This window comes from Microcella sp., from assembly GCF_046296455.1.
Classification (GTDB): domain Bacteria; phylum Actinomycetota; class Actinomycetes; order Actinomycetales; family Microbacteriaceae; genus Microcella.
Genome location: NZ_JBKBLF010000001.1, coordinates 19,731 through 44,354, shown reverse-complemented (window position 1 = coordinate 44,354; position 24,624 = coordinate 19,731). Strand labels below are relative to the sequence as shown.

Annotated in this window: 22 protein-coding genes; 10 read left to right on the top strand and 12 right to left on the bottom strand. The window is 71.2% G+C overall.

Features of this window, described 5'->3' with window-relative positions:
* The first annotated feature begins 12 nt into the window (after nt 1-12).
* Nucleotides 13-525 carry a 5-(carboxyamino)imidazole ribonucleotide mutase gene (gene purE, locus ACK4HH_RS00190; protein ID WP_409646995.1) on the top strand — a complete coding sequence of 171 codons (513 nt, stop codon included), beginning with the start codon at nt 13-15 and terminating at the stop codon, nt 523-525.
* The gene (locus ACK4HH_RS00185) at nt 522-1,862 is read left to right on the top strand and encodes an LCP family protein (protein ID WP_409646992.1); all 1,341 of its coding nucleotides are present in this window, start codon (nt 522-524) and stop codon (nt 1,860-1,862) included. The genes purE and ACK4HH_RS00185 overlap by 4 nt, the downstream gene beginning before the upstream one ends.
* On the opposite strand, the gene ACK4HH_RS00180 is transcribed toward ACK4HH_RS00185, so the two are convergent.
* Genes ACK4HH_RS00180 through ACK4HH_RS00155 form a run of 6 tightly spaced genes read right to left on the bottom strand, consistent with a single transcriptional unit; the run spans nt 1,863 to nt 8,545 of the window.
* Nucleotides 1,863-3,983: an acyltransferase family protein gene (locus tag ACK4HH_RS00180; RefSeq protein WP_409646990.1), complete on the bottom strand. Its 2,121-nt coding sequence runs from the start codon at nt 3,981-3,983 to the stop codon at nt 1,863-1,865.
* Between the two features lie 41 nt (nt 3,984-4,024).
* Nucleotides 4,025-5,164: a glycosyltransferase family 4 protein gene (locus tag ACK4HH_RS00175; RefSeq protein WP_409646988.1), complete on the bottom strand. Its 1,140-nt coding sequence runs from the start codon at nt 5,162-5,164 to the stop codon at nt 4,025-4,027.
* A gap of 14 nt (nt 5,165-5,178) precedes the next feature.
* Nucleotides 5,179-5,943 (bottom strand): HAD-IIB family hydrolase, encoded by a 765-nt coding sequence (locus ACK4HH_RS00170; protein ID WP_409646985.1) that lies wholly within the window; start codon nt 5,941-5,943, stop codon nt 5,179-5,181.
* Nucleotides 5,940-6,881: a dTDP-4-dehydrorhamnose reductase gene (gene rfbD, locus ACK4HH_RS00165; protein WP_409646982.1), complete on the bottom strand. Its 942-nt coding sequence runs from the start codon at nt 6,879-6,881 to the stop codon at nt 5,940-5,942. Before rfbD ends, ACK4HH_RS00170 begins: the two co-directional genes overlap by 4 nt.
* Nucleotides 6,878-7,882 carry a dTDP-glucose 4,6-dehydratase gene (gene rfbB / locus ACK4HH_RS00160; protein WP_409646979.1) on the bottom strand — a complete coding sequence of 335 codons (1,005 nt, stop codon included), beginning with the start codon at nt 7,880-7,882 and terminating at the stop codon, nt 6,878-6,880. The genes rfbD and rfbB overlap by 4 nt, the downstream gene beginning before the upstream one ends.
* A gap of 9 nt (nt 7,883-7,891) precedes the next feature.
* On the bottom strand, nt 7,892-8,545 hold the full coding sequence (locus tag ACK4HH_RS00155; RefSeq protein ID WP_409646977.1) for a glycosyltransferase family 4 protein: 654 nt from the start codon (nt 8,543-8,545) through the stop codon (nt 7,892-7,894).
* Nucleotides 8,546-8,617: 72 nt separating this feature from the next.
* Between ACK4HH_RS00155 and ACK4HH_RS00150 the strand changes: the two genes are divergently transcribed.
* Both ACK4HH_RS00150 and rfbA read left to right on the top strand, forming a co-directional pair.
* Complete coding sequence (locus tag ACK4HH_RS00150) at nt 8,618-9,235, top strand: dTDP-4-dehydrorhamnose 3,5-epimerase family protein (protein ID WP_409646974.1); 618 nt, start codon at nt 8,618-8,620, stop codon at nt 9,233-9,235.
* On the top strand, nt 9,232-10,104 hold the full coding sequence (rfbA, locus tag ACK4HH_RS00145; protein ID WP_409646972.1) for a glucose-1-phosphate thymidylyltransferase RfbA: 873 nt from the start codon (nt 9,232-9,234) through the stop codon (nt 10,102-10,104). Before ACK4HH_RS00150 ends, rfbA begins: the two co-directional genes overlap by 4 nt.
* Before the next feature lie 31 nt (nt 10,105-10,135).
* On the opposite strand, the gene ACK4HH_RS00140 is transcribed toward rfbA, so the two are convergent.
* On the bottom strand, nt 10,136-11,476 hold the full coding sequence (locus ACK4HH_RS00140) for a hypothetical protein (protein WP_409646970.1): 1,341 nt from the start codon (nt 11,474-11,476) through the stop codon (nt 10,136-10,138).
* A 234-nt stretch (nt 11,477-11,710) separates the two neighbouring features.
* On the opposite strand from ACK4HH_RS00140, the gene ACK4HH_RS00135 reads away from it, so the two are divergent.
* The 4 genes from ACK4HH_RS00135 to ACK4HH_RS00120 are packed head-to-tail and all read left to right on the top strand — an operon-like array spanning nt 11,711 to nt 17,095.
* Nucleotides 11,711-12,793 (top strand): nitroreductase family protein, encoded by a 1,083-nt coding sequence (locus tag ACK4HH_RS00135; protein WP_255160154.1) that lies wholly within the window; start codon nt 11,711-11,713, stop codon nt 12,791-12,793.
* On the top strand, nt 12,790-13,758 hold the full coding sequence (locus ACK4HH_RS00130) for a lysylphosphatidylglycerol synthase domain-containing protein (protein ID WP_409646967.1): 969 nt from the start codon (nt 12,790-12,792) through the stop codon (nt 13,756-13,758). The genes ACK4HH_RS00135 and ACK4HH_RS00130 overlap by 4 nt, the downstream gene beginning before the upstream one ends.
* Nucleotides 13,755-15,014 (top strand): polysaccharide pyruvyl transferase family protein, encoded by a 1,260-nt coding sequence (locus ACK4HH_RS00125; protein WP_409646964.1) that lies wholly within the window; start codon nt 13,755-13,757, stop codon nt 15,012-15,014. The genes ACK4HH_RS00130 and ACK4HH_RS00125 overlap by 4 nt, the downstream gene beginning before the upstream one ends.
* On the top strand, nt 15,011-17,095 hold the full coding sequence (locus tag ACK4HH_RS00120; protein ID WP_409646962.1) for a hypothetical protein: 2,085 nt from the start codon (nt 15,011-15,013) through the stop codon (nt 17,093-17,095). The genes ACK4HH_RS00125 and ACK4HH_RS00120 overlap by 4 nt, the downstream gene beginning before the upstream one ends.
* A 54-nt stretch (nt 17,096-17,149) precedes the next feature.
* On the opposite strand, the gene ACK4HH_RS00115 is transcribed toward ACK4HH_RS00120, so the two are convergent.
* The 4 genes from ACK4HH_RS00115 to ACK4HH_RS00100 form a co-directional block, all read right to left on the bottom strand.
* A complete protein-coding gene (locus ACK4HH_RS00115; protein WP_409646959.1) occupies nt 17,150-18,397 on the bottom strand; it encodes a glycosyltransferase family 2 protein in 1,248 nt (415 codons plus the stop codon).
* A 5-nt stretch (nt 18,398-18,402) separates the two neighbouring features.
* Nucleotides 18,403-18,738 carry a hypothetical protein gene (locus ACK4HH_RS00110; protein WP_409646957.1) on the bottom strand — a complete coding sequence of 112 codons (336 nt, stop codon included), beginning with the start codon at nt 18,736-18,738 and terminating at the stop codon, nt 18,403-18,405.
* An 82-nt stretch (nt 18,739-18,820) separates the two neighbouring features.
* Entirely contained in the window at nt 18,821-19,696 is an 876-nt protein-coding gene (locus ACK4HH_RS00105) for a glycosyltransferase family 2 protein (protein ID WP_409646954.1), read from the bottom strand.
* The gene (locus ACK4HH_RS00100; RefSeq protein WP_409646951.1) at nt 19,683-20,834 is read right to left on the bottom strand and encodes a glycosyltransferase family 4 protein; all 1,152 of its coding nucleotides are present in this window, start codon (nt 20,832-20,834) and stop codon (nt 19,683-19,685) included. Before ACK4HH_RS00100 ends, ACK4HH_RS00105 begins: the two co-directional genes overlap by 14 nt.
* A 206-nt stretch (nt 20,835-21,040) precedes the next feature.
* Here ACK4HH_RS00100 and ACK4HH_RS00095 point away from each other — a divergent pair, with 206 nt between their 5' ends.
* Both ACK4HH_RS00095 and ACK4HH_RS00090 read left to right on the top strand, forming a co-directional pair.
* Nucleotides 21,041-22,024 (top strand): GDP-mannose 4,6-dehydratase, encoded by a 984-nt coding sequence (locus tag ACK4HH_RS00095; RefSeq protein ID WP_409646948.1) that lies wholly within the window; start codon nt 21,041-21,043, stop codon nt 22,022-22,024.
* Nucleotides 22,024-22,974 (top strand): GDP-mannose 4,6-dehydratase, encoded by a 951-nt coding sequence (locus ACK4HH_RS00090; protein ID WP_409646945.1) that lies wholly within the window; start codon nt 22,024-22,026, stop codon nt 22,972-22,974. Before ACK4HH_RS00095 ends, ACK4HH_RS00090 begins: the two co-directional genes overlap by 1 nt.
* Here the strand turns inward: ACK4HH_RS00090 and ACK4HH_RS00085 are convergent.
* Nucleotides 22,971-24,614: a DUF4214 domain-containing protein gene (locus tag ACK4HH_RS00085; RefSeq protein WP_409646942.1), complete on the bottom strand. Its 1,644-nt coding sequence runs from the start codon at nt 24,612-24,614 to the stop codon at nt 22,971-22,973. The two genes, ACK4HH_RS00090 and ACK4HH_RS00085, sit on opposite strands and share 4 nt — an antisense overlap.
* Nucleotides 24,615-24,624 lie beyond the last annotated feature (10 nt).

Genomic DNA, 24,624 nt, shown 5'->3' with positions numbered 1-24,624 from the left:
TACCCTGGAGGCATGAGCACTCCCCTCGTCGCCGTCGTCATGGGTTCTGACAGCGACTGGTCGGTGATGCAGAACGCCGCCGCCGCGCTCGCCGAGCTCGGCATCGCCCACGAGGTCGAGGTGCTGAGCGCCCACCGCACGCCCGACGCGATGATCGCGTACGGCCGTGCGGCCGCGGGCCGCGGCATCCGGGTCATCATCGCGGGCGCCGGCGGGGCCGCCCATCTGCCGGGCATGATCGCGAGCGTCACGACCCTGCCGGTTGTCGGGGTGCCCGTGCCGCTCGCCTACCTCGACGGCATGGACTCGCTGCTGAGCATCGTGCAGATGCCCGCGGGAATCCCGGTGGCGACGGTCTCGATCGGCGGTGCCCGCAACGCCGGGCTGCTCGCCGCGCGCATCATCGGGTCGACGGATGCGGCCGTGGCCGAGCGCCTCGCCGCCGTCGCCGCAGAACTCGAGCGGGCCGTGGCCGGCAAGAACGCCGCCCTCAAGGCCGCGATCGCCGCCGCGCCGGCACCGTGAGCCACACCTCGCCGCTGCGCCATCCCGACACGCGCGACCCGGCGGTCATGAGCCGTCGGGCATGGTGGCTGCTCGGCCTCAACCTGCTCGTGCCCGGCAGCGCGCAGCTGCTCGCGGGCGACCGGCGCCTCGGCCGCTTCGCCGTGGGCGCGACCTTCGTGCTTTGGGCGATCGTCGCCGCGGCGGTCGCGCTATTCGTGCTCTGGCGCCCGGCGGCCCTCACGATCGCCACGAACGTCGTTGTGTTGTGGATCGCGCAGCTCGGGCTGCTGTTCTACGCCGTGCTGTGGCTCATCACGACTGTCAACACCTTCGCGCTCGCACGTCTCGTCTCGACCCGGCCCGGCTCGCGCGGGCCCATCGCCCTCTTCGTCGCGCTGAGCCTCGTGCTCGGCACCGGCACGGCGGGCTATGCGGCCTACCTGACGGGCGTCGGGCGCGATGCTCTCGGGGCCGTCTTCGCCGATGGCGGCATCGTCGAGCCGATCGACGGGCGCTACACGATCCTGCTGCTGGGGGGCGACGCGGGTGACGATCGCATCGGGCTCCGCCCCGACAGCATGACCCTCATGAGCATCGACGCCGCATCGGGGGCGGTGACCATGATCGGCATTCCGCGCAACCTCTACCGGGCGCCGTTCCGCGAGGGCTCGCCCCTGTGGCAGGCCTGGCCGAACGGCTTCGACTGCGGAGACGACTGCCTGCTCGCCTACCTCTACCCGTGGGCCGAAGAGCATCCCGAGCTGTACCCCGACGCCGAGGCGGCGGGCAGCACGGCCGCGCTCGAGGCGATGAAGGATGCGGTGGCCGGGGTCACCGGCATCGCGGTGCAGTACACCGTGCTCATCGACATGGCCGGGTTCGCGGCGCTCATCGACGCGCTCGGCGGCGTCGTGGTGACGGTCGAGGAGCCCGTCTCGCGCGGCATCAACGGCGGCACGGTGCACGGCGTGATCCCCGCGGGCGAGCAGCGCATGAACGGCGAGACGGCGCTCTGGTACGCCCGCAGCCGCTACAACCTCACCGATTTCGACCGCATGCGGCACCAGCGCGACATTCAAGAGGCGATGCTGCGCCAGCTCGACCCAGCCACGGTGCTCACGCGGTTCGAGGCGATCGCGCAGGCTTCGAGCGGCCTCGCGCGCACCGATATCCCGCAGTCGATGCTCGGGCTCTTCACCGACCTCGCCGCGTCGTCGCGCGCGTACCCGATCGAGCGCCTCGAGCTGGTGCCCCCGCAGGTCGACAACCAGTACCCCGACTTCGCGCTGATCCACGAGCTCGTGCTCGATGCCGTCGCGCCCCCGCCGACACCGAGACCCACGCCGCAGCCCTGATCAACCGTCCTGTGCGAGCAGGCGCGCGAGCGGCTGCTCGATCGACGACCTCAGCGTGAGCAGGAACATGCGCGAGAGGTGGTGGCGATCGCTGTAGGCCGGCAGGCCGCCGACCACGCTGTGGCAGAGGTCAGCATCGCAGAGAGCGTCGGTGACGTCGACGAGCTGCACGTCGTCGCGGTCGAGTGCCCGCGCGCCCGCCGCGAGCGGGTCGGGAAGCAGGGCGAGATCGCGCGGCGTCGCGCAGGGGCTCTCAGAGGGAGGCGCGCTCTCGAGGCATCGCGGCACGTTCTCGAGGGGGAGCGGCGAGGCCGCCATCACCAGCACAGGAGCGCCGCCGGCGGTCATCGCGTCGAGCGCCGCTCGGAATGCCTCCGCCAGCTGCTCTTGGCTCTCGGCGACGCCGTTCGAGGCGAACTTGCGCGAGTAGCTGCTGGTGAGGATCAGGTCGTAGTCAGGAGAGGCCGCGATGTCGGCGAGCACGGCCTCGCGCCACGGGTCGCACGTGCCGGAGCCGTTGACCGTTTCGTCGCCCGACCACGTGCGCCCCGGTTCGTGCAGGGCGCAGCCTGCCATCCACGAGATGACGACGTTCCAGCCCTCACGCTGCGCGATCGGCAGCACGGCGTGCGCCCATTGGAAGGCGTGGCTGTCGCCCACGATCGCGATCGTGGGGGCATCCGGTGATGAGGTGAAGACGCACGGGTTCACCGACCCGTTCGACGCGCTGGGGCACTCGGACCATGCGGTCTGCCAGACGTCTCCCTGGGGGCGCAGTCCCTGCTCGAGCTGCTCGAGCCAGGGCGCCGCCGTGACGATCCGCTCGTCGAGCTGGTGCAGGTTCGCGCACTCTGCCTGCGGATCCAGCAGGGCGGGGGCGCCGAGACAGGGAGATGCTCCCGACACGACATCGTCGACGACGCTCGCCACCGCATCGGCCGCGCCCTGCTTCTCGCTCGTGGCGATGCCGTAGGGCACGAGCGAGACGACGACCGCGCTCGCCGCCATCACGGCTGCGAGCGCGTAGGTGCGCCGAGACCCTGACACGACCCGCCCGAACCGCACCGGGTCTTCGACCCAGCGCTTCGTCGCCCAGGCGAGGCCCAGGGTGAGAGCGAGGATCACGAGTCGATCGGGCGTCGTGAGCGGGCGATCGAGCACATCGGGCGCGAACACGATCAGTGGCCAGTGCCAGAGGTAGGCAGAGTACGAGATGCCGCCGATCCACACCACGGGGGCCAGGCTGACGAGCCGACCGGGCGCTCCCCGGGTCATGAGCGGGCCGAACGCGATCACGAGAAGCGTGCCCGTCACCGGGATGAGGGCCACCCAGCCGGGGAACGCCGTGGTGCCGGTGAGCACGACCGCGCTCACGACGATGAGCGACACCCCGGTCGCGAGAGCCCCCAGCCCGATCGCGGTTGCCCGTCGCGGGGTCGGCGCGAGCAGGGCGAGACCGCGCTCGTGCCGGGGCCAGAGCAGCGCGAGCAGCGCCCCCGCGCCGAACTCCCAGGCGTGGCTGATGGTCGAGAAGTAGGTGCCGCCGGGCACGAGCTGAGCGCTCGCGATCGAGTAGACGAGGCTGGCCACGACCACGGTCGCCGCGAGCACGGTGAGCGCGGTGCGGGTGGAACCCCGGCCGCGGCGAGCGGCGAGCGTCGCGGCGAGCACGATCGCGACGGGCCAGATCAGGTTGAACTGCTCTTCGACCGAGAGCGACCAGTAGTGCTGGAACGGCGACTCGCTCTCGGCTGCGAAGTAGTCGACGGCGTTCGCCGCGAGGTACCAGTTCTGCACCAGCCCGAGGCTCGACCAGAATTCGGCGAGGTTGGTGAGCCAGCGGGTTGCGGGCCAGAGCACCACGACAGCGAGTAGCGACACCGCGAGAACCAGCAGCGCCGCGGGGAAGAGCCGACGCACGCGACGCGCCCAAAAGCGCCCCAAGGAGATCGACCCCGCGTCGTCGAGCTCGCGCACGAGGTGCGCGGTGATCAAGAACCCTGAGATGACGAAGAACACGTCGACGCCGACGAAGCCGCCCGTGAGCCGCTCGGGCCACAGATGGAAGGCGATGACGAGCAGCACGGCGAGGGCCCGCAGGCTCTCGATCTCGGGCCGCATCGCACGGCGAGGAGCGGGCGTTCGAGGGGGTTCGGCGCCGCTCATAGGTCGGCGTGCAGCTGCCAGGTCTTCTCGGCCGAGTCGCGCCAGCTGAAGGCGCCGACCCGGTCGTGACCGGCGACGCGCAGCGTCTCGGCGTACGACTCGTCGTCGACGACCGAGCGGATCGCCTCGGCCAAGCGCTGCGGCAGTCCCTCAGCGGGTTCGAGCTCGACTGCCAGCCCTGCTCCGCCCGCGACCTCGACGAGCGCGGGAGCATCGGTGTGGATGGTCGGCGCGCCCAGGCTCATGGCCTCGAGCAGCGGCAGGCCGAAGCCCTCGGCCCGGCTCGGCATGACGAACACCGCGGCGCCCTGCATGACGGCCGCCACCTGGGCGTCAGCGAGATACCCGAGGGCCCGCACGCGCTCGCGATCGAGTCCCGCGTCATCGGCGAGCACGCCGAGGTCGAGGTCGCCCCAGCCCTGCGGGCCGACGTGCACGAGCGGAAGGTCGGCGCGGTCGAGCAGTGCGAGCGCGCGCACGAGGTCGTCGAGCCCCTTGCGCGGCTCGACGGTGCCGACGGCCACGACGTAGCGCTCGGGCAGCTCGAGGTCGCGCCGCAACTGTGCGGCGTCGGGGGGAACGACGAGGTCGCTCGAGACGGCACCGGCGATGATGCGCACGCGGTCACCGAGCTCGAGCACGTCGCGCAGCGCCTCGGCCACGGCGTGCGTCGGAACCACGACGGCGTCGGCGTAGCGCTCGGCGCGCGCGGCCATGGCGCGGTGCCACGAGACGCCGCGGGGCGTCAGGGTCTCGGGGTGCGTCCACGGCACGGCGTCATGGATCGTCACGACGATCTGGTCGCCGGGGTTGTTGACGCGGTCGTGCCGAAAGAGCGGGGCGAGCAGGCTCGGCGCGTGCGTCGTCGAGCGTGCACCGAGGCGCGTGAAACCGTGCTGCCAGGCCGCGGCGATCTGGCGGCGGTCGAAGACGCTCTTCTCGAGCTCGGCGAGACCGGGCAGGCTCGCCTCGATCTCGCGGTAGACCGACTCGGGCGAGGCGGGCACCCAGCCCGTCACCGAGCATCCACGCGGCTGCGTCGCGATGAGCGCGCGCGTGAGCTCGCGCGTGTACCGGCCGATACCGCCCGGAACGGGCGCGGCCAGCTGGTCGAGGATCACGCGGAGGGTCGTCATGTCTGCCCGCCAGGCTAGTCGGTGAGGGTGGGCACGAGCGCCGCGATGACGTCGACGGTCTCCTCCCAGTCGCTCACGGCGCGCGTCGGCACCCCGACGGCGATGACGGGAAAATCGTTGCCGCCCTCGTCGAGGCGGTCGCCGATGAACAGCATGTTCTGCGGCGGGATGCCCGTGATCTCGGCGAGCTTGCGCATGCCGTAGGCCTTGTCGATGCCGCGGCGCGTGATGTCGACCGAGGTCGAGCCGCCCGACCGCACCTCGAGGCCGGGAAGGCGCTCGGCCACGGCGGCGCGCAGGGCCTCTTTCTTGCGGCCGTCGGCATCCCACGCCTTCTTGGCGTCGACGGGGGCCTCTTGCCCGAGCGCCGAGAAGGTGATCTGCGAGCCGCGATCCTCGAGGATCGGCCCCCAGGTCTGCGCCTCCCAGAGCCCGAGCCGGCGCGCCTCCTCCTCGACGATCGCGAGGGCCTCGTGGCGCTCGGCCTCGGTGAGGTTCTCGGCGTAGCGCTGCACCCACTCACCGTCGTCGAAGCGCCAGTACTGCGTGCCGCACGTGGGCATGAGGTGCAGGCGGTCGAGCAGCGGGGTGCTCGACGCCGGCAGCAGTTCGAGGATCTGGCTGCGGAACTGCCCGTACTGCCCGCCCGAGATGATGCACACCGGGCGTCGCTCGAGCAGGGCCACGAGCTGCTCGAGCATCGCGGGGGGCATGGGCGACTTCGAGGGCGCGAGGGTGTCGTCGAGGTCGAAGGCGACGAGCGCGGGGGGCAGGGTCATGACGAGGCTCCTGGAGTCGGTGGGGAGGTCGGGGGCGCGAGGGGCGCTGTCGCGGGATGCGGGGCGGCGCCGGGCGGATCGGTCCAGCCGATCGAGGCCGCCGCCTCGGCGAAGGCGTCGTTCCACGGCCGAGGCGCTGCGACGCCCAGCCGCGCCCATCCATCATGCCCGAGAACCGACCAGTGCGGTCGCGCCGCCGCCCGGTCGCCGTCGCGGGTGGCGGTCGGGCGCACGAGCGAGGCGTCGAGACCCGCGGCGGCGACGATCACGCGCGCGAAGTCGAACCAGGTTGCGCGCCCGCCCGCCGTCGCGTGCACGACGCCCGCCCGAACGCCGTTGTCGAGCAGCGCGAGCGTGCGCTCGGCGACGTCGTGGGTCCAGGTGGGCTGACCCCACTGGTCGTCGACGACGTCGAAGGGTTCACCGCGCGCGGCACGGTCGCGGATCGCCGTGACGAAGCTGCGTCCGCGGGCGCCGTACAGCCAGGCCGTGCGCGCGATGATGACGCCGTCGGGATGCTCGGCGCGCGCCCGGCGCTCGCCCTCGGCCTTGCTGCGGCCGTAGACGGAGACGGGCCGCAGGGGCGCATCCTCACCCCACGGTCGAGCCTCGCCGGTGGGCTGGCCGCCCCCGAAGACGTAGTCGGTCGAATACTGCACGAGCACGGCGCCGGTCTCGGCCGCGGCGCGCGCCAGGTTCTCAGGACCGAGCGCGTTCACGCGCTCGGCCGCCTCGGCATCGTGCTCGGCAGCGTCGACGGCCGTGTAGGCGGCGGTATTGAGCACGACGTCGTGCTTGCGCACGGCGGCCCGGCAGGCCTCGAGGTCGGTGATGTCGAGCTCGGCACGCGGGAGGGCCGTGACCGGCCGGTCGGCGAGCATCGCGCGCAGGTCGTGCGCGAGCATGCCCCCGGCGCCCGTGATGAGGTACCGCGTCATGCGCGCGCGGAGTGCTGGGCGCGGTAGCGGTCTTCGGCCGCCTGCTTCTGCGGCGCCCACCACGACTCGTGGCGGCGGTACCAGTCGATCGTCGCCTCGAGCCCGGCGGCGAAGTCGCCGAACCGGGGGCGCCACCCGAGCTCTCGACGCAGCTTCGACGAGTCGATCGCGTAGCGCAGGTCGTGGCCGGGCCGGTCGGCGACCTCGTCGAACTCGTCGGCCGGGCGCCCCATGGCCTCGAGGATCAGGGCGAGCACGGCCCGGTTGCTGCGCTCGCCGTCGGCCCCGATGAGATACGTCTCGCCGATGCGGCCGCGCTCGAGCACCGCGAGCACCGCCGATGAGTGATCGTCGGCGTGGATCCAGTCGCGCACGTTCTCGCCCGAGCCGTAAAGCTTCGGCCGCTCGCCGCGCAGCACATTGGTGATCTGGCGCGGGATGAACTTCTCGACGTGCTGGTAGGGGCCGTAGTTGTTCGAGCAGTTCGAGAGGGTCGCCCGCACGCCGAACGAGCGCACCCAGGCGCGCACGAGCAGGTCGCTGCCGGCCTTCGTGGCTGAGTAGGGGCTCGAGGGGTTGTAGGGCGTCGACTCGGTGAACCGCGCGGGGTCGTCGAGTTCGAGGTCGCCATACACCTCGTCGGTCGAGATGTGGTGAAAGCGCGTGCCGTGCCGGCGCACGGCCTCGAGTAGCGTGAAGGTGCCCATCACGTTGGTGTCGACGAAGGGGCGGGGGTTCTCGAGCGAGTTGTCGTTGTGGCTCTCGGCGGCGAAGTGCACGACGGCCTCGGCCTCGCCGACGAGCCGGTCGACGAGGGGGGCGTCGAGAATGTCGCCGTGCACGAACTGCAGGCGCGAGCCAGGCAGCCCCTCGAGCGAGGCGCGGTTGCCCGCGTAGGTGAGCTTGTCGATGACGGTGACCTCGTGGTCGCTCGCGCCGAGCACGTGGTGCACGAAGTTCGAGCCGATGAAGCCGGCACCGCCGGTGACGAGGATTCTCACCCGCCGAGTCTACCGAGCGGGCGTGTCGGGCCCCCGGGCAGAGGGCAGGGCGATGGGTCCCGTCGCCGCCGGCACCATCGCCGCGGCGGCGCGGTAGGCCACGCGGTGGGCGGCGGCGAACCGCGCCGGGTCGTCATGCGGTGGCACGACAAGCACCTCGTGCGCGGGGAACCCGCAGGCCTGCTCGATCGCGTGCGCCGTGTGCGCGTCGGGGGCCACGACCTCGTCGGCGAGGCGTGCGGCGACGCGCACGCCCGCGCGCCGCGCGGCCCCCAGCGGGCCGCCGCGACCGGTGAAGGCCGCGACCTCGTGCAGGGTCACGACCCGCGGGCGGGCGATCAGCAGGGGGATGGGCGGCTGCGGCGAGTGCACCGCGTCGACATCGTGGCGGCGCGCCATGCGCGGCAGCGCCAACTGGCGCCACAGCATCCGGATGCCCCGCCAGCGCAGTGCCGACGTTCCCGCCTCGATCGCCGCCGTCGGGGCCAGGGCCCGAAAGTGCGCGAGGTCGGGGCGGCGGCACACGATGACGAGCTCGTCGCCGAGCCCCGCGGTGAGTGCGTCGAGGTAGGCGTCGAGGCGCGCGTCTCCCCGGTGGGCCGAGGTCGCGTCGAGCAGCACGAGCACCTGCTCGCGGCGCGGACCGTCGGTCGCCCTCGTCATTCCCACACCCTATGCACCTCGGCCGCCGAGCGCACCCGGGAGGCGGTGGTGCCCGTTGCTAGGCTGGCCTCCGTGCGAATCCGCGAGCTCTCGGTGCCCGGCGCCCTCGCGGTCACGCCGCGCCAGTTCGCCGACGAGCGCGGCGTGTTCTACGAGCACTACCGCTTCGAGGCGCTCGCCGAGGCCGTGGGGCACCCGCTCGAGCTTCGCCAGGGCAACACCTCGGTGTCGCGGCGCGGTGTCGTGCGCGGCATCCACTTCGCGCAGGTGCCGCCGAGCCAGGCCAAATACGTCACGGTGCCGCACGGTGCGGCGATCGACTACGTCGTCGACATTCGCCTGGGCTCGCCGACGTTCGGGCACTGGGATGCGGTGCGTCTCGACGGAACAGAACGCACGGCCGTCTACATCGCCGAAGGGCTGGGGCACTGCGTCGTCGCGCTCGACGATGACACGGTCGTCAGCTACCTCGTCAACCAGGTGTTCACGCCCGAGCGCGAGCACGGCATCACCCCCTTTGACGAGACGATCGGTCTCGAGCTGCCGCTGCCGCGCGAGCAGCTCGTGCTCGCCCCCAAAGACGCCGCGGCGCCCACGCTCGCCGAGGCCGAGCGGCTCGGCCTGCTGCCGACCTGGGATGCGGCGATCGGGCTCACGACGGCGCTCGACGAGGCCTGGAGGGCACGATGAAGGGCATCATCCTCGCGGGCGGCACGGGCACGCGGCTGTGGCCGATCACCAAGGGCATCTCGAAGCAGCTCATGCCGGTCTTCGACAAGCCCATGATCTACTACCCGCTGTCGACGCTCATGATGGCGGGCATCCGCGAGATCCTGATCATCACGACTCCCGAATACCGGGCGCAGTTCGAGCAGCTGCTCGGTGACGGAGCGGATCTCGGCATCTCGCTGTCGTACGCTGAGCAGCCCTCGCCCGACGGCCTCGCCCAGGCTTTTCTCATCGGCGAGCGGTTCATCGGCGACGACAGCGTCGCGCTCGTGCTCGGCGACAACATCTTTCACGGCGCCGGCCTCGGCACGGCGTTGCGCCAGTACCGCGAGATCGACGGCGGGCTCATCTTCGCCTACCAGGTGGCGAACCCCAGCGACTACGGCGTCGTCGAGTTCGATGCCGCGGGCCGCGCGATCGCGATCGAAGAGAAACCCGCGACCCCGCGCAGCGCCTTCGCCGTACCCGGGCTCTACTTCTACGATGCCGGCGTGGTCGAGGTAGCCCACGGCATCACGCCGAGCGCGCGCGGCGAGCTCGAGATCTCGAGCATCAACGAGCACTATCTGCGGCAGGGGCGCCTGCAGGTGCAGGTGCTCGACCGGGGCACGGCGTGGCTCGACACGGGCACGGTCGAGTCGATGATGCAGGCCTCGGAGTACGTGCGCGTGATCGAAGACCGTCAGGGCTTCAAGATCGGCTGCATCGAGGAGGTCGCCTGGCGCGCCGGCTGGATCGACGACACGCAGCTCTCGGCGCTCGCCGAACCGCTCGCCAAGAGCGGCTACGGGCTCTACCTGCAGCGGCTGCTGAGTCTGCCGCGCGGCTGAGGCCGGTGCGGCAGCGGCGAGGTCTCGCGCGTCAGCCCGCGGGTCGCGTGCGCACCAGCAGGTCGGCGCGGTAGTCGGTGAACCAGGCGTACCGGCTCACCTGTTGAATCATCACGAGCCGCTCGGTATCGCTGTAGACCACATAGGGGCGCACCATGCGGCCGGCGCTGCGCGTCGTGGTGAAGGTGCTCGTCGCCCGGCACCCGGCGCCCCAGGTGCAGCGCCAGTAGGTGATCGTCCACGACCCCGAGGTCGAGGTTGTCGGGGACTGCCGCGAGGTGATGAGCCCGCCATCGATGAACGCCGCACCCCCCACATACCGCGTGGCATACGTGTAGCCGAAGGGGCGCCCGGTCAGCTGACCCCACGTGCCCGAGGTCCAGCGCGATCCGTTCCAGATCTTGTACCGGTAGTGGGCGGTGTCGGTGCCCTTCCACGCCGCGTAGACCACGGCCGGGGCGCCGTTGACCCTGCCCACGTCGTGCAGTCTCACCCGGGTCGTGCCGGTCGGCACGACGACCTGGTCGAACTCGCCCGGCAGCAGCGCGGGGCCGCCCGGCTCGTCGAGCGAGCCGATGACGGTGCCGTCGACGAGGGCGATTTCACCGGTGCTCAGGTCGAGGGTGGCCGTGCCGACCGAGCGCCAATCCGGTGCGGTGGGATGCGCGTAGTGGGCGAGCGAGACGAGGTGGCGGTCGTCGGCGTGGCCCGGGCGGGCGAGCAGGTACATGCCCCGCACCGTCTCTCCGCTCGTGAGCGTCGCCGGTTCGCTCCACGTCGCGCCCCAGTCGGTCGAGCGCACGTACTTCCAGTCCTGCCCCGCGCGCACGATGAGCGTGAGGGCGTCGTCGGTCTGCAGCAGCTGCGCGTAGGTCGTCGGCGCCCCGAACTCGATGCGCTGCTCCTCCGACGCCACGAGGGTCTGCCGGTCGACCCATCGAAAGCGGGCGTGGGTGCGCGCCGCGTGGGTCGAGTAGACGGCGAGCAGCTGCGGCTCGTCGGGGTCGATCGCGATGGCGGTCGCGTTGTGATCGTCAGCGCGCTCGGGCCCGCCGAGCGCAACGCGGTCGACGACGCCCGTCGCGCAGTCGACGCGGCTCACGGCGTTCGTGCCGTCGCGCGAGATCGAGCCGATCCACCAGTACCCGCCGTCGGCTGCGGCGAGCGGGTTGACCCAGCTCGAGTAGATGCCATCGGGCACGATCGCGCAGGCCGGGTGCCGCGCGGCCTCGGCAGGGCGCGCGTCTGCCACCGCCAGCAGGCCCGCCGCGAGGGCGAGGGCCGCCGCGAGGGCCACGCCCGCTCGCCCGCGCGTCATGACGGCGGTTCGGCGCCCGGCGGCGCTCGGGCGCTCGAGGGGGGTGGACGGCATGGTTCGTGCACTGCTTTCGATCGGTGCGGGCATCGACCGCGATCGCCTCCACGCTACCGAACGCCCCCGTCACCCGGGGCCCATCGCCCCTCGCGCGAGGCGGTCGCGCACCGTCGCCGGCCGCCTCCGGGCCCGCGCTCTCACCGCGTATACTGGGCCAGGCTGTGCCGCGTCGGCGCGTCCCGCGTCCGGATGCCGATTCGCGACGCGCAGCCCCGCTCGTACGGAGAGATCGTGCTCAAGAGACTCAAGCGCATCGCCAAGCAGCTTCTGGCGATCACCTGGATCCGTCGGACCTACGAGGTCGTGAACCGCGTGTTCCTCGAGACCTTCGGCTCCAGCCGCATCCTCACGCACCTGTTCTTCACGATCGGGTTCCTCACCTTCAACCGCGAGCAGGCGGCCGTGCTGCGGGGTCGGCGCAACTACTACCGCAACAAGGGCACGGCACGCACGACGCACGTCGAGCTGCGGCGCAACATCCACCGTCTCGAAAAGGGCATCATCATGCGCCCCCGCCGCGATGTCTTCGCCCGCGACTATATCGGCGAGACGGTCGAGTTCTACGCGGCCGCGGTGGCGCAGTACACCTCGCAGCAGAACGGCATGGAGACCGCCGAGATGGAGTGGGCGCACGATGTGCTCACCGAGTACTTCCGGGTGAGCACAGGCAGCCACCCCATCGTCGACGCCGCTCGCGCACGGTTCGAGGCCATGCCCGCCCCGACCGCGCCCAGCGGCAAGGTGCCCTACGTCAAGAAGCAGCTCTCGGGCGTCACCTACGACGAGCTTCACGAGCTCGCCATGCAGCGCCGGTCGGTGCGCTGGTTCGAGCAGCGGCCGGTCGAGCGAGAGCTGATCGACCAGGCGCTGCTCGTCGCGCGGCAGGCGCCCACGGCCTGCAACCGGCTGCCGTACGAGTTCCGCGTCTACGACGAGCCGAGCGCCGTCTCGACAGTGGTCGGGCTGCCGTTCGGCGCTGCCGGATACGCTCACAACGTTCCCGCGGTCGTCGTGGTCGTCGGCAAGCTCGAGTCGTACTTCAGCCCGCGCGATCGCCACGCCATCTACGTCGACTCCTCGCTCGCGGCGATGTCGTTCATGTTCGCGCTCGAGACCCTGGGTCTCTCGTCGAGCGTCATCAACTGGCCCGACTTCGAGCCGCTCGAGGCGAAGATGCAGAAGACCCTCGGGCTCGATGTCTCTGACCGCGTCGTCATGCTCATCGCCGTGGGCTACGCGCACCCCGAGGGCATGGTGCCCTACTCGCAGAAGAAGGAGCTCGACACCTTCCGCTCGTACAACGTGCTGCGATGAGCGGGGCCCGGTCGCCGCGCGTGCGGACGATCCTGCGCTACGCCCTGACGGCCGTCGTGCTCGTGGCCGTGGGCTGGTTGTTCTGGCTGGCGCTCGCCCAGAACTGGGAGCAGGTGCAGCAGGCCGATCTGCGGCCGAACCTGCTCATGGTGGTCGCGGTCGTCGTCTTCGCGGCCGCGGTGCCCGTCTCGGGCCTGCTCTGGGGCGTCATCGTGACCGATCTGGCACCGGATGCCCGCGTCACCGCTCGCGACGCCGTCGAGGTGCACAGCGCCTCGTGGCTGCTCAAGTACATCCCCGGCCAGGTCGGGTCGCTCGTGAACAAGGTCGTCTGGGGAGGGCGCCGCGGCATCAGCCGCATGGTGATCCTCATCAGCTTCATCTACGAGAACGTCTTCTTGCAGATCGTGTCGATCGTGCCGAGCCTCGTGATCATCGCGCTGTCGGTGGGGGTCGGCGTGCTCGCGGGCAACGTCGCGACGGCGATCGTCGTGGGCGTGGCCCTCGTGCCGCTCATCGCCGTGCTCGACCGGCGCATCTTCCGCCGCCTGCTCGACCTGGCCACCCGGCGGCTGACCAAGCAGCCCCTGCCGGTCGAGTACTTCTTGCCGACGCGCCGCACGGCGGCGCTGCTGGCGGGATTCACCGTGCCGCGCATCATCAACGGCGTCGGCATCGTTCTCGTCGCCGCGTCGATCACCGCGGTGCCCGCGACCGACTGGCTGCTCATCGGTGCGGCCTACGCCCTCGCGGGCGCCCTCGGTATCCTGGCCTTCTTCGTGCCGAGCGGGCTCGGGGTGCGCGAGGCGGTGCTGTTCGCCTGCCTGGTGGCGGCCGGGTACTCGGCCGCCGACGCCGTGCTGATCTCGTTGCTCGCCCGCTTGCTCAGCACTATCGCCGATGCCGTTCTCGCCCTGCTCTACACTCTGCTCCGCATCCTGCCCCGTAAGGAACCCACCGCATGACCACCACCGCCCCCGCCCCCCGCATCGCGATCATCGGCTCGGCGCTCTCTGGCAACAAGGGCGCGTCGGCGATGCTCGAGAGCTCGATCGCGACGCTCAGCGAGCGCATCCCCGGCGTGCGGTTCACGCTCTTCAGCATGTATCCGGCCGAAGACCGTGCGCAGAACGAGTACGAGTCGCTCGACATCATCGACGCGCGCCCGCGCCAACTGGGCGTGACGATCAACACCCTGGCGCTGCTCTACCGCGTGCTGCCGTTCCTGCGTCCGATGCTGCGGTCGCGCTCGCGCGCGATCGGTGCGCTCGCGAGCTCGCAGGTTCTGCTCGACCAGGGCGGCATCACGTTCACCGATGGGCGCGAGAAGTTCTTGCTCTACAACGTGGCGTCGATCCTGCCGGCGCTCATGGTGAAGACCCCCGTCTTCAAGTGCGCGCAGGCGGTCGGGCCGTTCCGCAACCCCGTCAACCGGTGGGCGGCTCGGCGGTTCCTCCCCCGCGTGCACACGCTCGTGACGCGCGGGCGCATCACGCACGAGTTCGCCGAGCAGCTGGGCCTCACCAACCTCTTCGCCGGCGCGGACTACGCCTTCTCGCTCGAGCTCGACGGCACCGAGCAGGCGTCGGCCGCCGCGCACTTCGACCTCGGCTTCTTCGACACCGATGCCGTCGTCGTCGGCATCTCTCCGAGCGTCGTGCTGCAGAAGAAGGTCGAGGCGCGGGGTGCCGACTACGTCGCCGAGGTCGCAGGCTTCATCGACGCCATGACCGCCTCGGGCCGGCGGGTCGTGCTGTTCCCGCACAGCGTGCGCACCGGCACCGACAAGACCCACAACAACGACCTGCCCCTCTGCACGCGCATCTTCGAGCGGCTCGAGCGCCGCGATGGCGTTCTCTTCATCGACCGCGAGCTCTCGTCGCAGACGCTGCGGTACCTCATCGGCCGCTGCGACTACTTCGTGGCGAGCCGTTTTCACGCCATGGTGTCGTCGCTCGCGATGTCGGTGCCGACGCTCGTGATCGGCTGGAGCCACAAGTACCAAGAGGTGCTCGAGATGTTCCAGCTCGACGAGTGGGCGTTCGGGCACGACAAGCTCGAGCCGACGTTGCTGCTCGAGCGGTTCGACGCGCTCGTGCAGGCCGAGTCGACGGTGCGCGAGAAGCTGCGCAGCAACCTGCCGACCGTCAAGGCGACCTCGGTCGCGCAAGCCGATCTCATCGCCGCGATCGTGAACGAGTCCACGGGGGCGCGCGCATGACCGTGCTCGGCATCATCGCCCTGACGATGCTCGCGTGCGTCGTGCTCGGCGCGCCCATCGCGGTGCTCGCGCGCGAGCGCCACGAGGGCTGGGGCGCGCTCTCGGCCGATGCCGCCGTGTTCGGCTACCTCGTGCTCATGCTGCTGCCGACGGTCTTCGCCTGGTGGGGCGCGGTGCCCCTCGCGCTGCTCGCCGCCGGCTGGGTCGTTCTCGTCGTGCTCGCCGTGCGCCGGCGCGCACTGCCGCCCCGTCTCGCGCTCGATCGCCGCAGCCGCTGGTTCTGGGGCGGCGCCGCCGTGGTCGCCGTCGTCACGGTCGTGCCGCGCGTCGATTCGGTCAACTTCTTGCCCTGGCTCGGCGACATGGGTGCCTACATCAACTGGGCGAACCAGTTCGCGCGCACGGGCGACCTGTCGTCGTCGTGGCCCCCGCTGCTGCCGGCCTATCTCGGCCTCAACAGCGCCGTGTTCGGCTTCGAGCACGTCGCCTCGGGGCTGGCGGTCTCGGGGCTCGTGCTCGCGAGGCCGGTCGCGAGCACCCGGCCGCGCCAGGGGCGACAACCTTTGATGGGGCTCGCCGTCTCGGGGATCGTCGCCGTGCACGTGCATGCCATCTGGTATTCGACCTTCCCCAGCAGCGAGACGCTCAACGCGCCCCTCTTCGTCATCTGGGTGCTCACGGCCTACACGGCACTGCGGTCGCCGCGCCCGATCGGGCCAGTGCTACTCAACGCGCTCGCGATGGTTGCGCTCGGCCTCTTGCGCGGCACGGGGCCTCTGCTGCTCGTGCCGCTCATCGCCCTCGCCATCTGCTCGTTCGTCGTTCCCGACTTTCGTGCGATGCGCCGATCGGTGTGGATGCTCGTCGCGGGCAACCTCGTGGCCGCCGTGCTCGGCTTCTGGTACGGCATCACCGAGATCCGGCGCTACTACGTCGAGACCCAACTCACGAACCTGCTTCCCGACGCGGTGATGTCGCTCGTCGGCGGCCGACTCGGACTCTTCGATCCGACCGCCACGACCGCGGCGGTGCTCGTCGTGGTCTGCGCGGCCGCGGTGCTCGCGGCCGTGCTGATCGCTCGTCGACCCGTCGTCGAGAGCCGCGCCACGCGCATCCCGGGCATTCTCGGCATCGTCGTCGCGGCCGTGCTGACGGCGGGGGTCATCGCGACCGCGATCGGCGGCACGTCGCTGTGGAACATCGCGCTGCGCCTGGGCCTCGTGCTGCTCATCATCGGCATCGTGACGATCGTCGCCGCCACGCGCTCGTCTGACGATGCGGCGCTCGTGGCGACCGTGCTCATGCTCGGCACGACGATCACGATGTTCTACGGGCTGCAGACCGTGCGCCTCGGGCTGCTGTCTGACCACTCATTCTTCTTGTACTGGGATCGCTACGCGGTCAGCGAGATCCTGCCCGCGCTGCTGCTGCTGCTCGGCATCGGGCTCGAGCTCGTGCGGCGCCGGTTCGCGACGGCCGAGAACCTGCGGCGCCGGGTTCCCGCGGCGCTGCTCACGGCACCGGCACTGCTGGGCGTCGGAGCGCTCGCCATGGTGCTCGTCGCGCTGCCGCAGCAGCAGAATCTGCGGCTCATGCTCGCCGACAGCTACATGCGGGGCGCCTACGAGCTGCAGGTCGACCTCAACGCCTCGGTCGAGCGCGAGCAGGTTCCCGTGGTGTGGGCATCGACCTCGACCGCCACGGTTCCGGGCTTCTTCTTCCCGAACACCTGGATGGCCTTCGCACGTCCGATGCAGATCTCGTACGGCTTCGAGGTGCTGCGGCTCGCTGGCCGCGACAACTTCGGTCGCGACGAGGTGCTCGATCTCGCCGCGGTCGAGTCGTCGCTCGCCTGCTCGCCCACCGGCCGCATCCTCGTGCACGAGGTCCGCAACGGCGGCGAGGGGCTCGGCGATCGGATCGACGACCCGAGCGTGAGCGTGCGCCTCGACGAGACCGTCTCGGGGTCGATGTCGCTGCTGAGCCAGCCCCCCGGAGCGGGATGGCAAGAGGTCGCGTTCACGGTCGACGTCTGGATCGTCGAGGCCGCCGACGCCGTCGATGCGGAGTGCGTGCGCTGAGCCGGTCGCCGTCACGCGACGGCCGCCGTGCCGCGGCGCGCGGCGAAGCGATCGTCAGGCGGACGTCGACGCGAACCGTTCGGTGAGGCGTCGCGCGCCGCGGGCGCGCGCCGCCCGCCAGGGCGTCGTCGAGACGTCGACTGCGCTGATCCAGACCCCGTGGTCGAAGTCGATGTGGTCGCCGTGCGGGGTCGGGGCGATGAGGTGCACGATCTGGCCCTCGGCCGCGAGCGCGCGGCCGCGCTCACGGGCGGCGGCGACGCTCGCGGCGCCGGGCCCGGCGACGAGGACGCGCCGCACGATCTCGGGCCCCTCGACGATGGTGGGGAACCGGCGGAACGCCGACCCCCGTGCGCCACGCGGTAGCTGCCCGCGGTGGGCGGTCGGTCCGACAGCGCGCGCCGCGCGCAGCCCGGTGTCGACCGCTTCGTCGCGGTACTGCAGAAACCGGTCGAGGTCGTCGCGGTCGATGAGCCCGTCGGCGACCGCCTGCACCATCTCGACCTGGTGCATGTGGGCGAAGGCCCGCTGCTCGTCGATGATCGTGCCCTCGTCGTAGAACGCGAGACCGTGCCGCAGCGCGAAGTAGGCGTGATTCTTGACCACGGGGTAGCGGTGCCGGGCAACGCGGCGGTGGTCGCGGATCGTGCTCGGGGCGAAACGGTGGTGCAGGTGCGCGCCCGACACCTGCCGAACGTCGTAGCCCCGGTCGATGATGCGCACGACGAGGTCGGTGTCATCCAGGTAGTACTCGTACTGCTCGTCGAAGCCTCCGACGTCGTCGAGCGCCGTGCGGCGGAACGCCATGTTGGTGCCGATGAGGTGGGGGAACGTGAAGCTGTAGGGGAAGACCCGTTCGGGACTCGCTCTGCCCGGCGATGCCACGGGGTCGCCGAGGCGCGTGAACAGGGCGTAGGTGCTCTGGTAGGCGACTCCCGTGTGGTCGAGCACGTAGCCTCCCGCAGCGCCGACCAGCGGATCGTCGAAGGCGGCGACGAGCTGCCCCAGCCACTCGGGCTCGGGCACGGCGTCGTCGTCGATGAAGGCCACGATCTCGCCGCTCGACGCGGCGATGCCGATGTTGCGCGAGACGCTCAGGTTGGCGACGGGGCACCGCTCGAGCACCACGCGGTCAGACCACGGCGCCAGCAAGGCCTCGGTGGAATCGGTTGACGGACCATTGACGACGACGACCTCGAACTCGCCCGCGTAGGCGGTCCACTGCAGCGACTCGAGCGTCGTGCCGAGCGATTCGGCGCGGTTGAGCGTGTTGATGACGATCGAGACCCGGGGGGCGCTCATCGTGATCAGTGCCCGTGGGGCGTCTGCTCGCCCTCGATGGCGCTCAGGCGCCGCCCGAGCTCGCGCAGCGAGACGGCCACCGAGCCGAGCTCGCCCGTCGCCTCGTCGTGCGCGTCGGCCGTGAGGGTGCCCGGTCGCGCTGAGCCGCCCGTGAGCGCGAGGCGCTCGAGCTCGTCCATGCGCACCTCGAGCGCGCGCACCTGGCGGTTGAGCGAGGCCTCGACGAGCGTCATGTGGCGCCGGAAGGAGGGCAGCGCGACGAGCGCTCGGGCGAACGCCGAGAGCCAGCCGAGCGGGCCCAGTCGGGGTTCGTCGGCGGAGGGGGGTGTGGTGCGGGTCACCGTCGACCTGCTTCCTCGTTCGGGGACAACGTGGTTGACAGCGTGTCACGTTCTGGGCCGTGGGCGCCAGACCGCGCGCGGCTCACCGGGCGGCTCGCCGCAGCTCGCTGCGCAGCCGCCAGCGTAGGCCGAGGTGCGCCACGCCGAGCGCGGGGCGCATGAACCACTGGGGGTACTTCTTCGCGAGGTACCGGTAGGCGCTCTCGTGGTGGGCGCGCAGCATGCGCTCGGAGTGCTGCGAGGTCGAGCTGCCGCCGATGTGCACGACCTCGGCGTCGGGAACGTAGACGCTGCTGAAGCCCGCCTCGAGCATCCGCTTGCCCAGATCGACGTCTTCGAAGTACATGAAGAAGCCCTCGTCGAAGCCGCCGATCGCGTCGAATGCGCTGCGCCGCACGAGCACGCACGCGCCCGAGAGCCAGCCCGTCGGTGTGGGCTCGGTCGCGAGCCCGAGCTCCTCTTGCCGGTAGCGGCGGGTCCAGGGGTTGCCGGGCCAGCGGTCGGCCAGCAGGGCGTGACCGATGCCGTCGCGGAACGAGGGCAGTCGACGCGCCGAGGGGTAGACGGTGCCGTCGTCGTTGCGGATGAGCGGGCCGACGATGCCGATGCGCTCGTCGGCGCGGATGACTTCGTGCAGCCGCTCGATCGCGCCCGGCCGCAGCGTCAGGTCGCTGTTGCACACGAGGATGTACCCGATCTCGGCACCGAGCTGGGCGGCGCCCGCATTGACGGCGGCGCCGTAGCCCGGGTTGGACTCGTCGACGATGAGCCTCGTGCCCGGCCGTGCTGCGGCGACGCGCTGCGGTGCTCCGTCGGTCGAGCCGTTGTCGGCGAGCACGAGCGCGAGGGGCTCGCTCGAGCCCTCGTCGAGCGAGGCGGCGAAGGCGTCGAGCTCGAGACCGGGGGAGTAGGTGACGACGACGACGCCGATCGCGTCGCCGTACTCAACCTGCGCCATTCTGCGTCCCTCCCTCGCGCGCCCGCGTGTAGACCGCGGCGTGCGCCTCGGCCGCTGCGCTCCAGGTGAAGCGCGCCGCCCGCTCACGGCCGCGGCGGCCGAGCTCGCTCCGGCGGTCGTCGTCGGCGAGCAAGGCGACGATCGCGGCGCGGATCGACTCCGACGAGGGTTCAGCGTACGCGACGGCGTCACCGCCGACCTCGGGCAGGGCCAGTCGGCGGGTCGTCAGCACCGCGGCGCCGCACGCCATGGCCTCGACCACGGGCAGTCCGAAGCCCTCGCCGAGCGAGGGGTAGGCCACGAGCAGCGAGCCGCCGAGCAGCCCCGGCAGGTCGTCGCGGTCGACGTAGCCGAGCACGCGCACGCGGTCGCCCGCCTCGCGCAGCAGCTCATCGACCTCGGTATCCCACCCGCGCGCTCCCGCGAGCACGAGCACAGCATCCGCGAACCGATCGTCGAGCTCGGTGCGCGCGGCGAGCACGGCGCGGATGAGCGCGGGAACGTTCTTGCGGGGCTCGATCGTGCCGAGGAACGCGATCCAGTGCGGCGATCCGGCGAGCGACCGGGCGCGCTCAATCTCGGCGGGGGTCGGCGGGCGGAAGACGCTCGTATCGACGCCGTGGTGGGCGACGGCGCACGCGGCGGCCCGCGGCCCGACGAAGCGCTCGAGCTCGCTGCGCGTGGCGGCGCTCGGCACGATGCACGCTGCGGCGAGACGCACCGAGACGCGGCTCCAGAACCGGAAGAACACGCGCTTGACGGGGCTGTGCAGCTGCGGATCCGAGAAGAACGTGGCGTCGTGCAGCGTCACGACGACGGGCCGTCGGGCGAGCAGCGGCATCGTGTAGTGCGGCGAGTGGATGACCGCCGCGCGGTGGCGCCGTGCGAGCAGCACGAGCCCCACCTGCTCCCACAGCAGGCGCACCGCGGTGCGGCCGACCACAGCGGGCACGGCGTGCACGACGGCGTGCGGAGCCGCGTCGGCGATCCACGCCGCGTCGCGCCGCTGGCAGGCGATCACGAGCGGAGTGCCGAGCACGTCGAGCGCGGGGATGAGCTGCTCGAGGTACCTGCCGACACCGCCCACCTGGGCGGGGATCGCGGTCGCGTCGATCACGATCGGCGGCGCAGCGCTCACGGGCGACCTTTCTGCTCGGGGGTCGACCCATTATCCCGTCGCGCGCGGCCTCGAGCCGGCGCCGACGCGGCGCCGACCCCGCCTCGCGCCCCGCGCACGGTAGAGTCGTGCGGACGAACGCCGATCTGCCCGTGCCCGGGCCGGCGGTCGCCCCGGGCGCGCACCACCGGCGCAGAACCCCCGCACCTCGACGAAAGATCGCACTGATGACACGAGCACTGATCACCGGAGTCACGGGTCAGGACGGCTACTACCTCAGCAAGCTGCTGCACGAGAAGGGGTACGAGGTCTACGGCCTCGTGCGCGGGCAGAACAACCCCAAGATCGAGTTCCTCGAGCGGGAGCTGCCGTTCGTGCGCATCCTCACGGGCGACCTGCTCGACCTCTCGAGCCTTATCCGCGCGCTCGACGTCGCCAAGCCCGACGAGTTCTACAACCTCGGCGCGATCTCGTTCGTGGCCTACTCGTGGGAGAACGCGATGCTCACGAGCGACGTCACCGGCAAGGGCGTGCTCAACGCCCTCGAGGCCGTTCGCCTCTACTCGGGCGACGACCCCGGCAAGGTGCGGTTCTACCAGGCATCGAGCTCCGAGATGTTCGGCAAGGTGCAGCACGTGCCGCAGTCGGAATCGACGCTGCTCTGGCCGCGCTCGCCCTACGGCGTGGCCAAGGTGTTCGGCCACTACATGACTATCAACTACCGCGAGTCGTACGGCATGCACGCCTCGAGCGGAATCCTGTTCAACCACGAGTCGCCCATGCGCGGGCCGGAGTTCGTGACACGCAAGATCAGCATGGCCGTCGCCAATATCGCCCGGGGGCGGCAGCAGACGATCACGCTCGGCAACACCGACGCCAAGCGCGACTGGGGCTTCGCGGGCGACTACGTCGACGCCATGTGGCGCATGCTGCAGCAAGACGAGGCTGACGACTACGTCGTCTCGACGAACGAGACGCACTCGGTGCACGAGTTCCTCGAGGTGGCCTTCGCGCACGTCGGCATCGACGACTGGCAGTCGAAGGTGCTGCAAGACCCGCGCTTCATGCGCCCCGCCGAGGTCGATCTGCTCATCGGCGACGCAAGCAAGGCGCACGAGAAGCTCGGCTGGAAGCCGACGGTCTCGTTCCCCGAGCTCGTGCGCATGATGGTCGACGCCGACCTCGCACGCATCGACGCCGAATCGGCCTGATGCGTCGGGCTCTCGTCACCGGCATCACCGGCCAGACGGGCAGCTACCTCGCCGAGCTGCTCGACGAGCACGGCTGGGAGGTGCACGGCGCGGTGCGCTCGGCCGGCGAGTTGGCCCAGAGCGGCGCGCCCGAGCTGCACGTCGCCGACCTCTCCCGACCCGACGAGATCGCGAGCGTGATCGAGCGCCTGCGACCCGACGCCGTCTTCCACCTCGGGGGGCTCACCTCGGTCGCCGAGTCGTGGACCGACCCCGCCGCCTACGCCGTCACCATCGGCGGGTCGACCGCGGCGATCCTCGCGACCGCGCGGCGGCTGCAGGATGCGGGGCACGAGGTGCGCGTCGTCAACGCCTCGAGTGCCGAGGTCTTCGGCCGCGCCGCCGAGCAGCCGCAGACCGCGTCCACCCCGATCGCCCCGGTGACGCCCTACGGCGCCGCCAAAGCTCTGGGGCACCGCCTCGTGCAGATGTACCGCGAGACGGGCGTGCCGGCCGCGAACGGCATCCTGTTCAATCACGAGTCGCCGCGGCGGCCGCTCGCCTTCGTGACGCGCAAGATCACGCACGGCGTCGCGCTCATCGCCGCGGGGCGCGAGTCGAGCATCACGCTCGGCAATCTCGACGCCCGCCGCGACTGGGGCTGGGCGCCCGACTACGCCGAGGCGCTGCGGCTCGCCGTCGATGTGCCGGGCGACTACATCATCGCCACGGGCGTGAGCCACTCGGTGCGCGACTTCGTCGCCGCGGCGTTCGCGGCGGTCGGCATCGACGACTGGCAGCCGCTCGTGCAGCAAGACCCGCGCTTCATGCGGCCCAACGACGCGCCCGAGCAGCGGGGCGACCCCGCGGTCACCGAGGCCGCGCTCGGCTGGCGCCGCACGGTCGACTTCGCGGGCATGGTGGCCGCGATGGTCGCGGCCGATCTCGCCGAGCTCGGCGACCAGGCCTAGCCGGCCGGCGCCTCGCTCGGCTCTGCGGTCGGCGTCGTGCTCGGCGTCGTGCTCGGCGACGGCAGCGGCGTCGTGCTCGGGCTCGGGCTCGGGGTCGATGTCGGGCTCGGCGTCGGCGCGGGCGCCGGCTCGACCGCGGGTGCGACGGGCTCGGCGGCGCGCGCCTGCGCGACATCCCAGTACTCGTCCGTCGCGAGGATCGCCGCGCGGAAGGCGAGCTGTCCGCGCGAACGAATGTAGCTGCCCCACCGGATGCGCTCCTCGACGGTCGCTTCGCGGCCCAGGTAGTCGACGAAGGCCTCGTTCGCGCGGTTGCGCGAGGTCTCGACCGAGTTGTAGATCGCGTCGACGACCCACTTGCGACTCTTGTCGGCCACGAGTCCCGCCCAGTGCGCCTGCTCGCCCTCGCTCGCGGGTCGCCCGATCACCCTCTGGTAGAGCGCGTTGACGAATGCGGTGTCGGTGCCGCCGGCCTTGTTGTAGAACTCACGGGTCGAGAGGAACACCTCGAAGACGTCGTCGGGGGTCAGGATTCCGCGGCGGATGCCGTCGAGCCAGCTCGCTCGGCCCCCCGCGTCGGGCTCGCGATCGAGCACCGTGCGGTAGGCCTCGTCGATCTTGCGCAAGCGGTACTCGGTCGAGTTCACGAAGCCGCTCGCGACCTGCTGGCGCGGCATGCCGTTCAGGATGGCGCGCACCCAGCCGGGGTACTCCCGCGAGCTCGCCGGACGTCCCAGCACGTCGTCGTACACGGCCACGACGAAGTTGATGTGGTCTTGCGGCAGAACGGGCGAGCCGAACCAGTTGTTGAAGAACCGCCAGAAGTTGCGGTTGCCGTACGAGCTGCACGAATCGCCCGTGCCGGTGAGATTGGAGAGGGCCGCAGCGTTCGGCGTGTACGGCGTGTAGTAGTACAGCGCCGCAGTGGCCTCAGAGCGGATCGTGACGCGCTTGCTGCCGCACGCCGAGTTGGGGTGGTACCGCACGTTGGTCGCGGTCCCGACAGGGAACCAGTTGAAGGTGCCGGGGAGGTCGCCGTAGCGCACCAGTTGGCGGCCAGCCATGTAGACCTGGTTGTAGAAGCCGTAGTAGCGGGCGTCGCACGGGGCCGTATCGGGGCATCCGTATCCCATGGCGATGCGGTACTTCGTCGAGCTCGGCGCGGTCGAGGTGACGAGCGACTGCTCTTTCTGCAGCGTCACGAGCAGTACCTGCGGGTTGATGCCGCAGGCCTGGGCGACCTTGTAGATGATGGTCGCCGCGGTCTCGTCGGTGGCACCCGTGTAACTGGCGCACGTCGAGTCGGCCGCGCGCGTGAAGGTCGTCTGCCGGTAGTCGGCGAGGCAGGTGTAGCCGCTCTGGCAGGTGCCGCCCTTGTCGTCGAGGAACGCCTGGATGGCGTCGCGCGACATCGCGGACTTGTTGAAGAAGACCTCGTCGCTGATGATGAGGCCGGGATCGAACTCCGAGCCGGAGAGCGCCGTCGCCGGCGCAGCGGGCACCGCGATGAGTCCGCTCACCACGATGACCATCGCGCTCAGCATGCCGATCAGCCGTGCTCGAATCGTCACGATTCCAGACCCCCCGTCCGTCGCCGCGTTCTCGTCGACGCGTGCGGTGCCGCGGTTGGCAGACTCCACGGCGACCCTG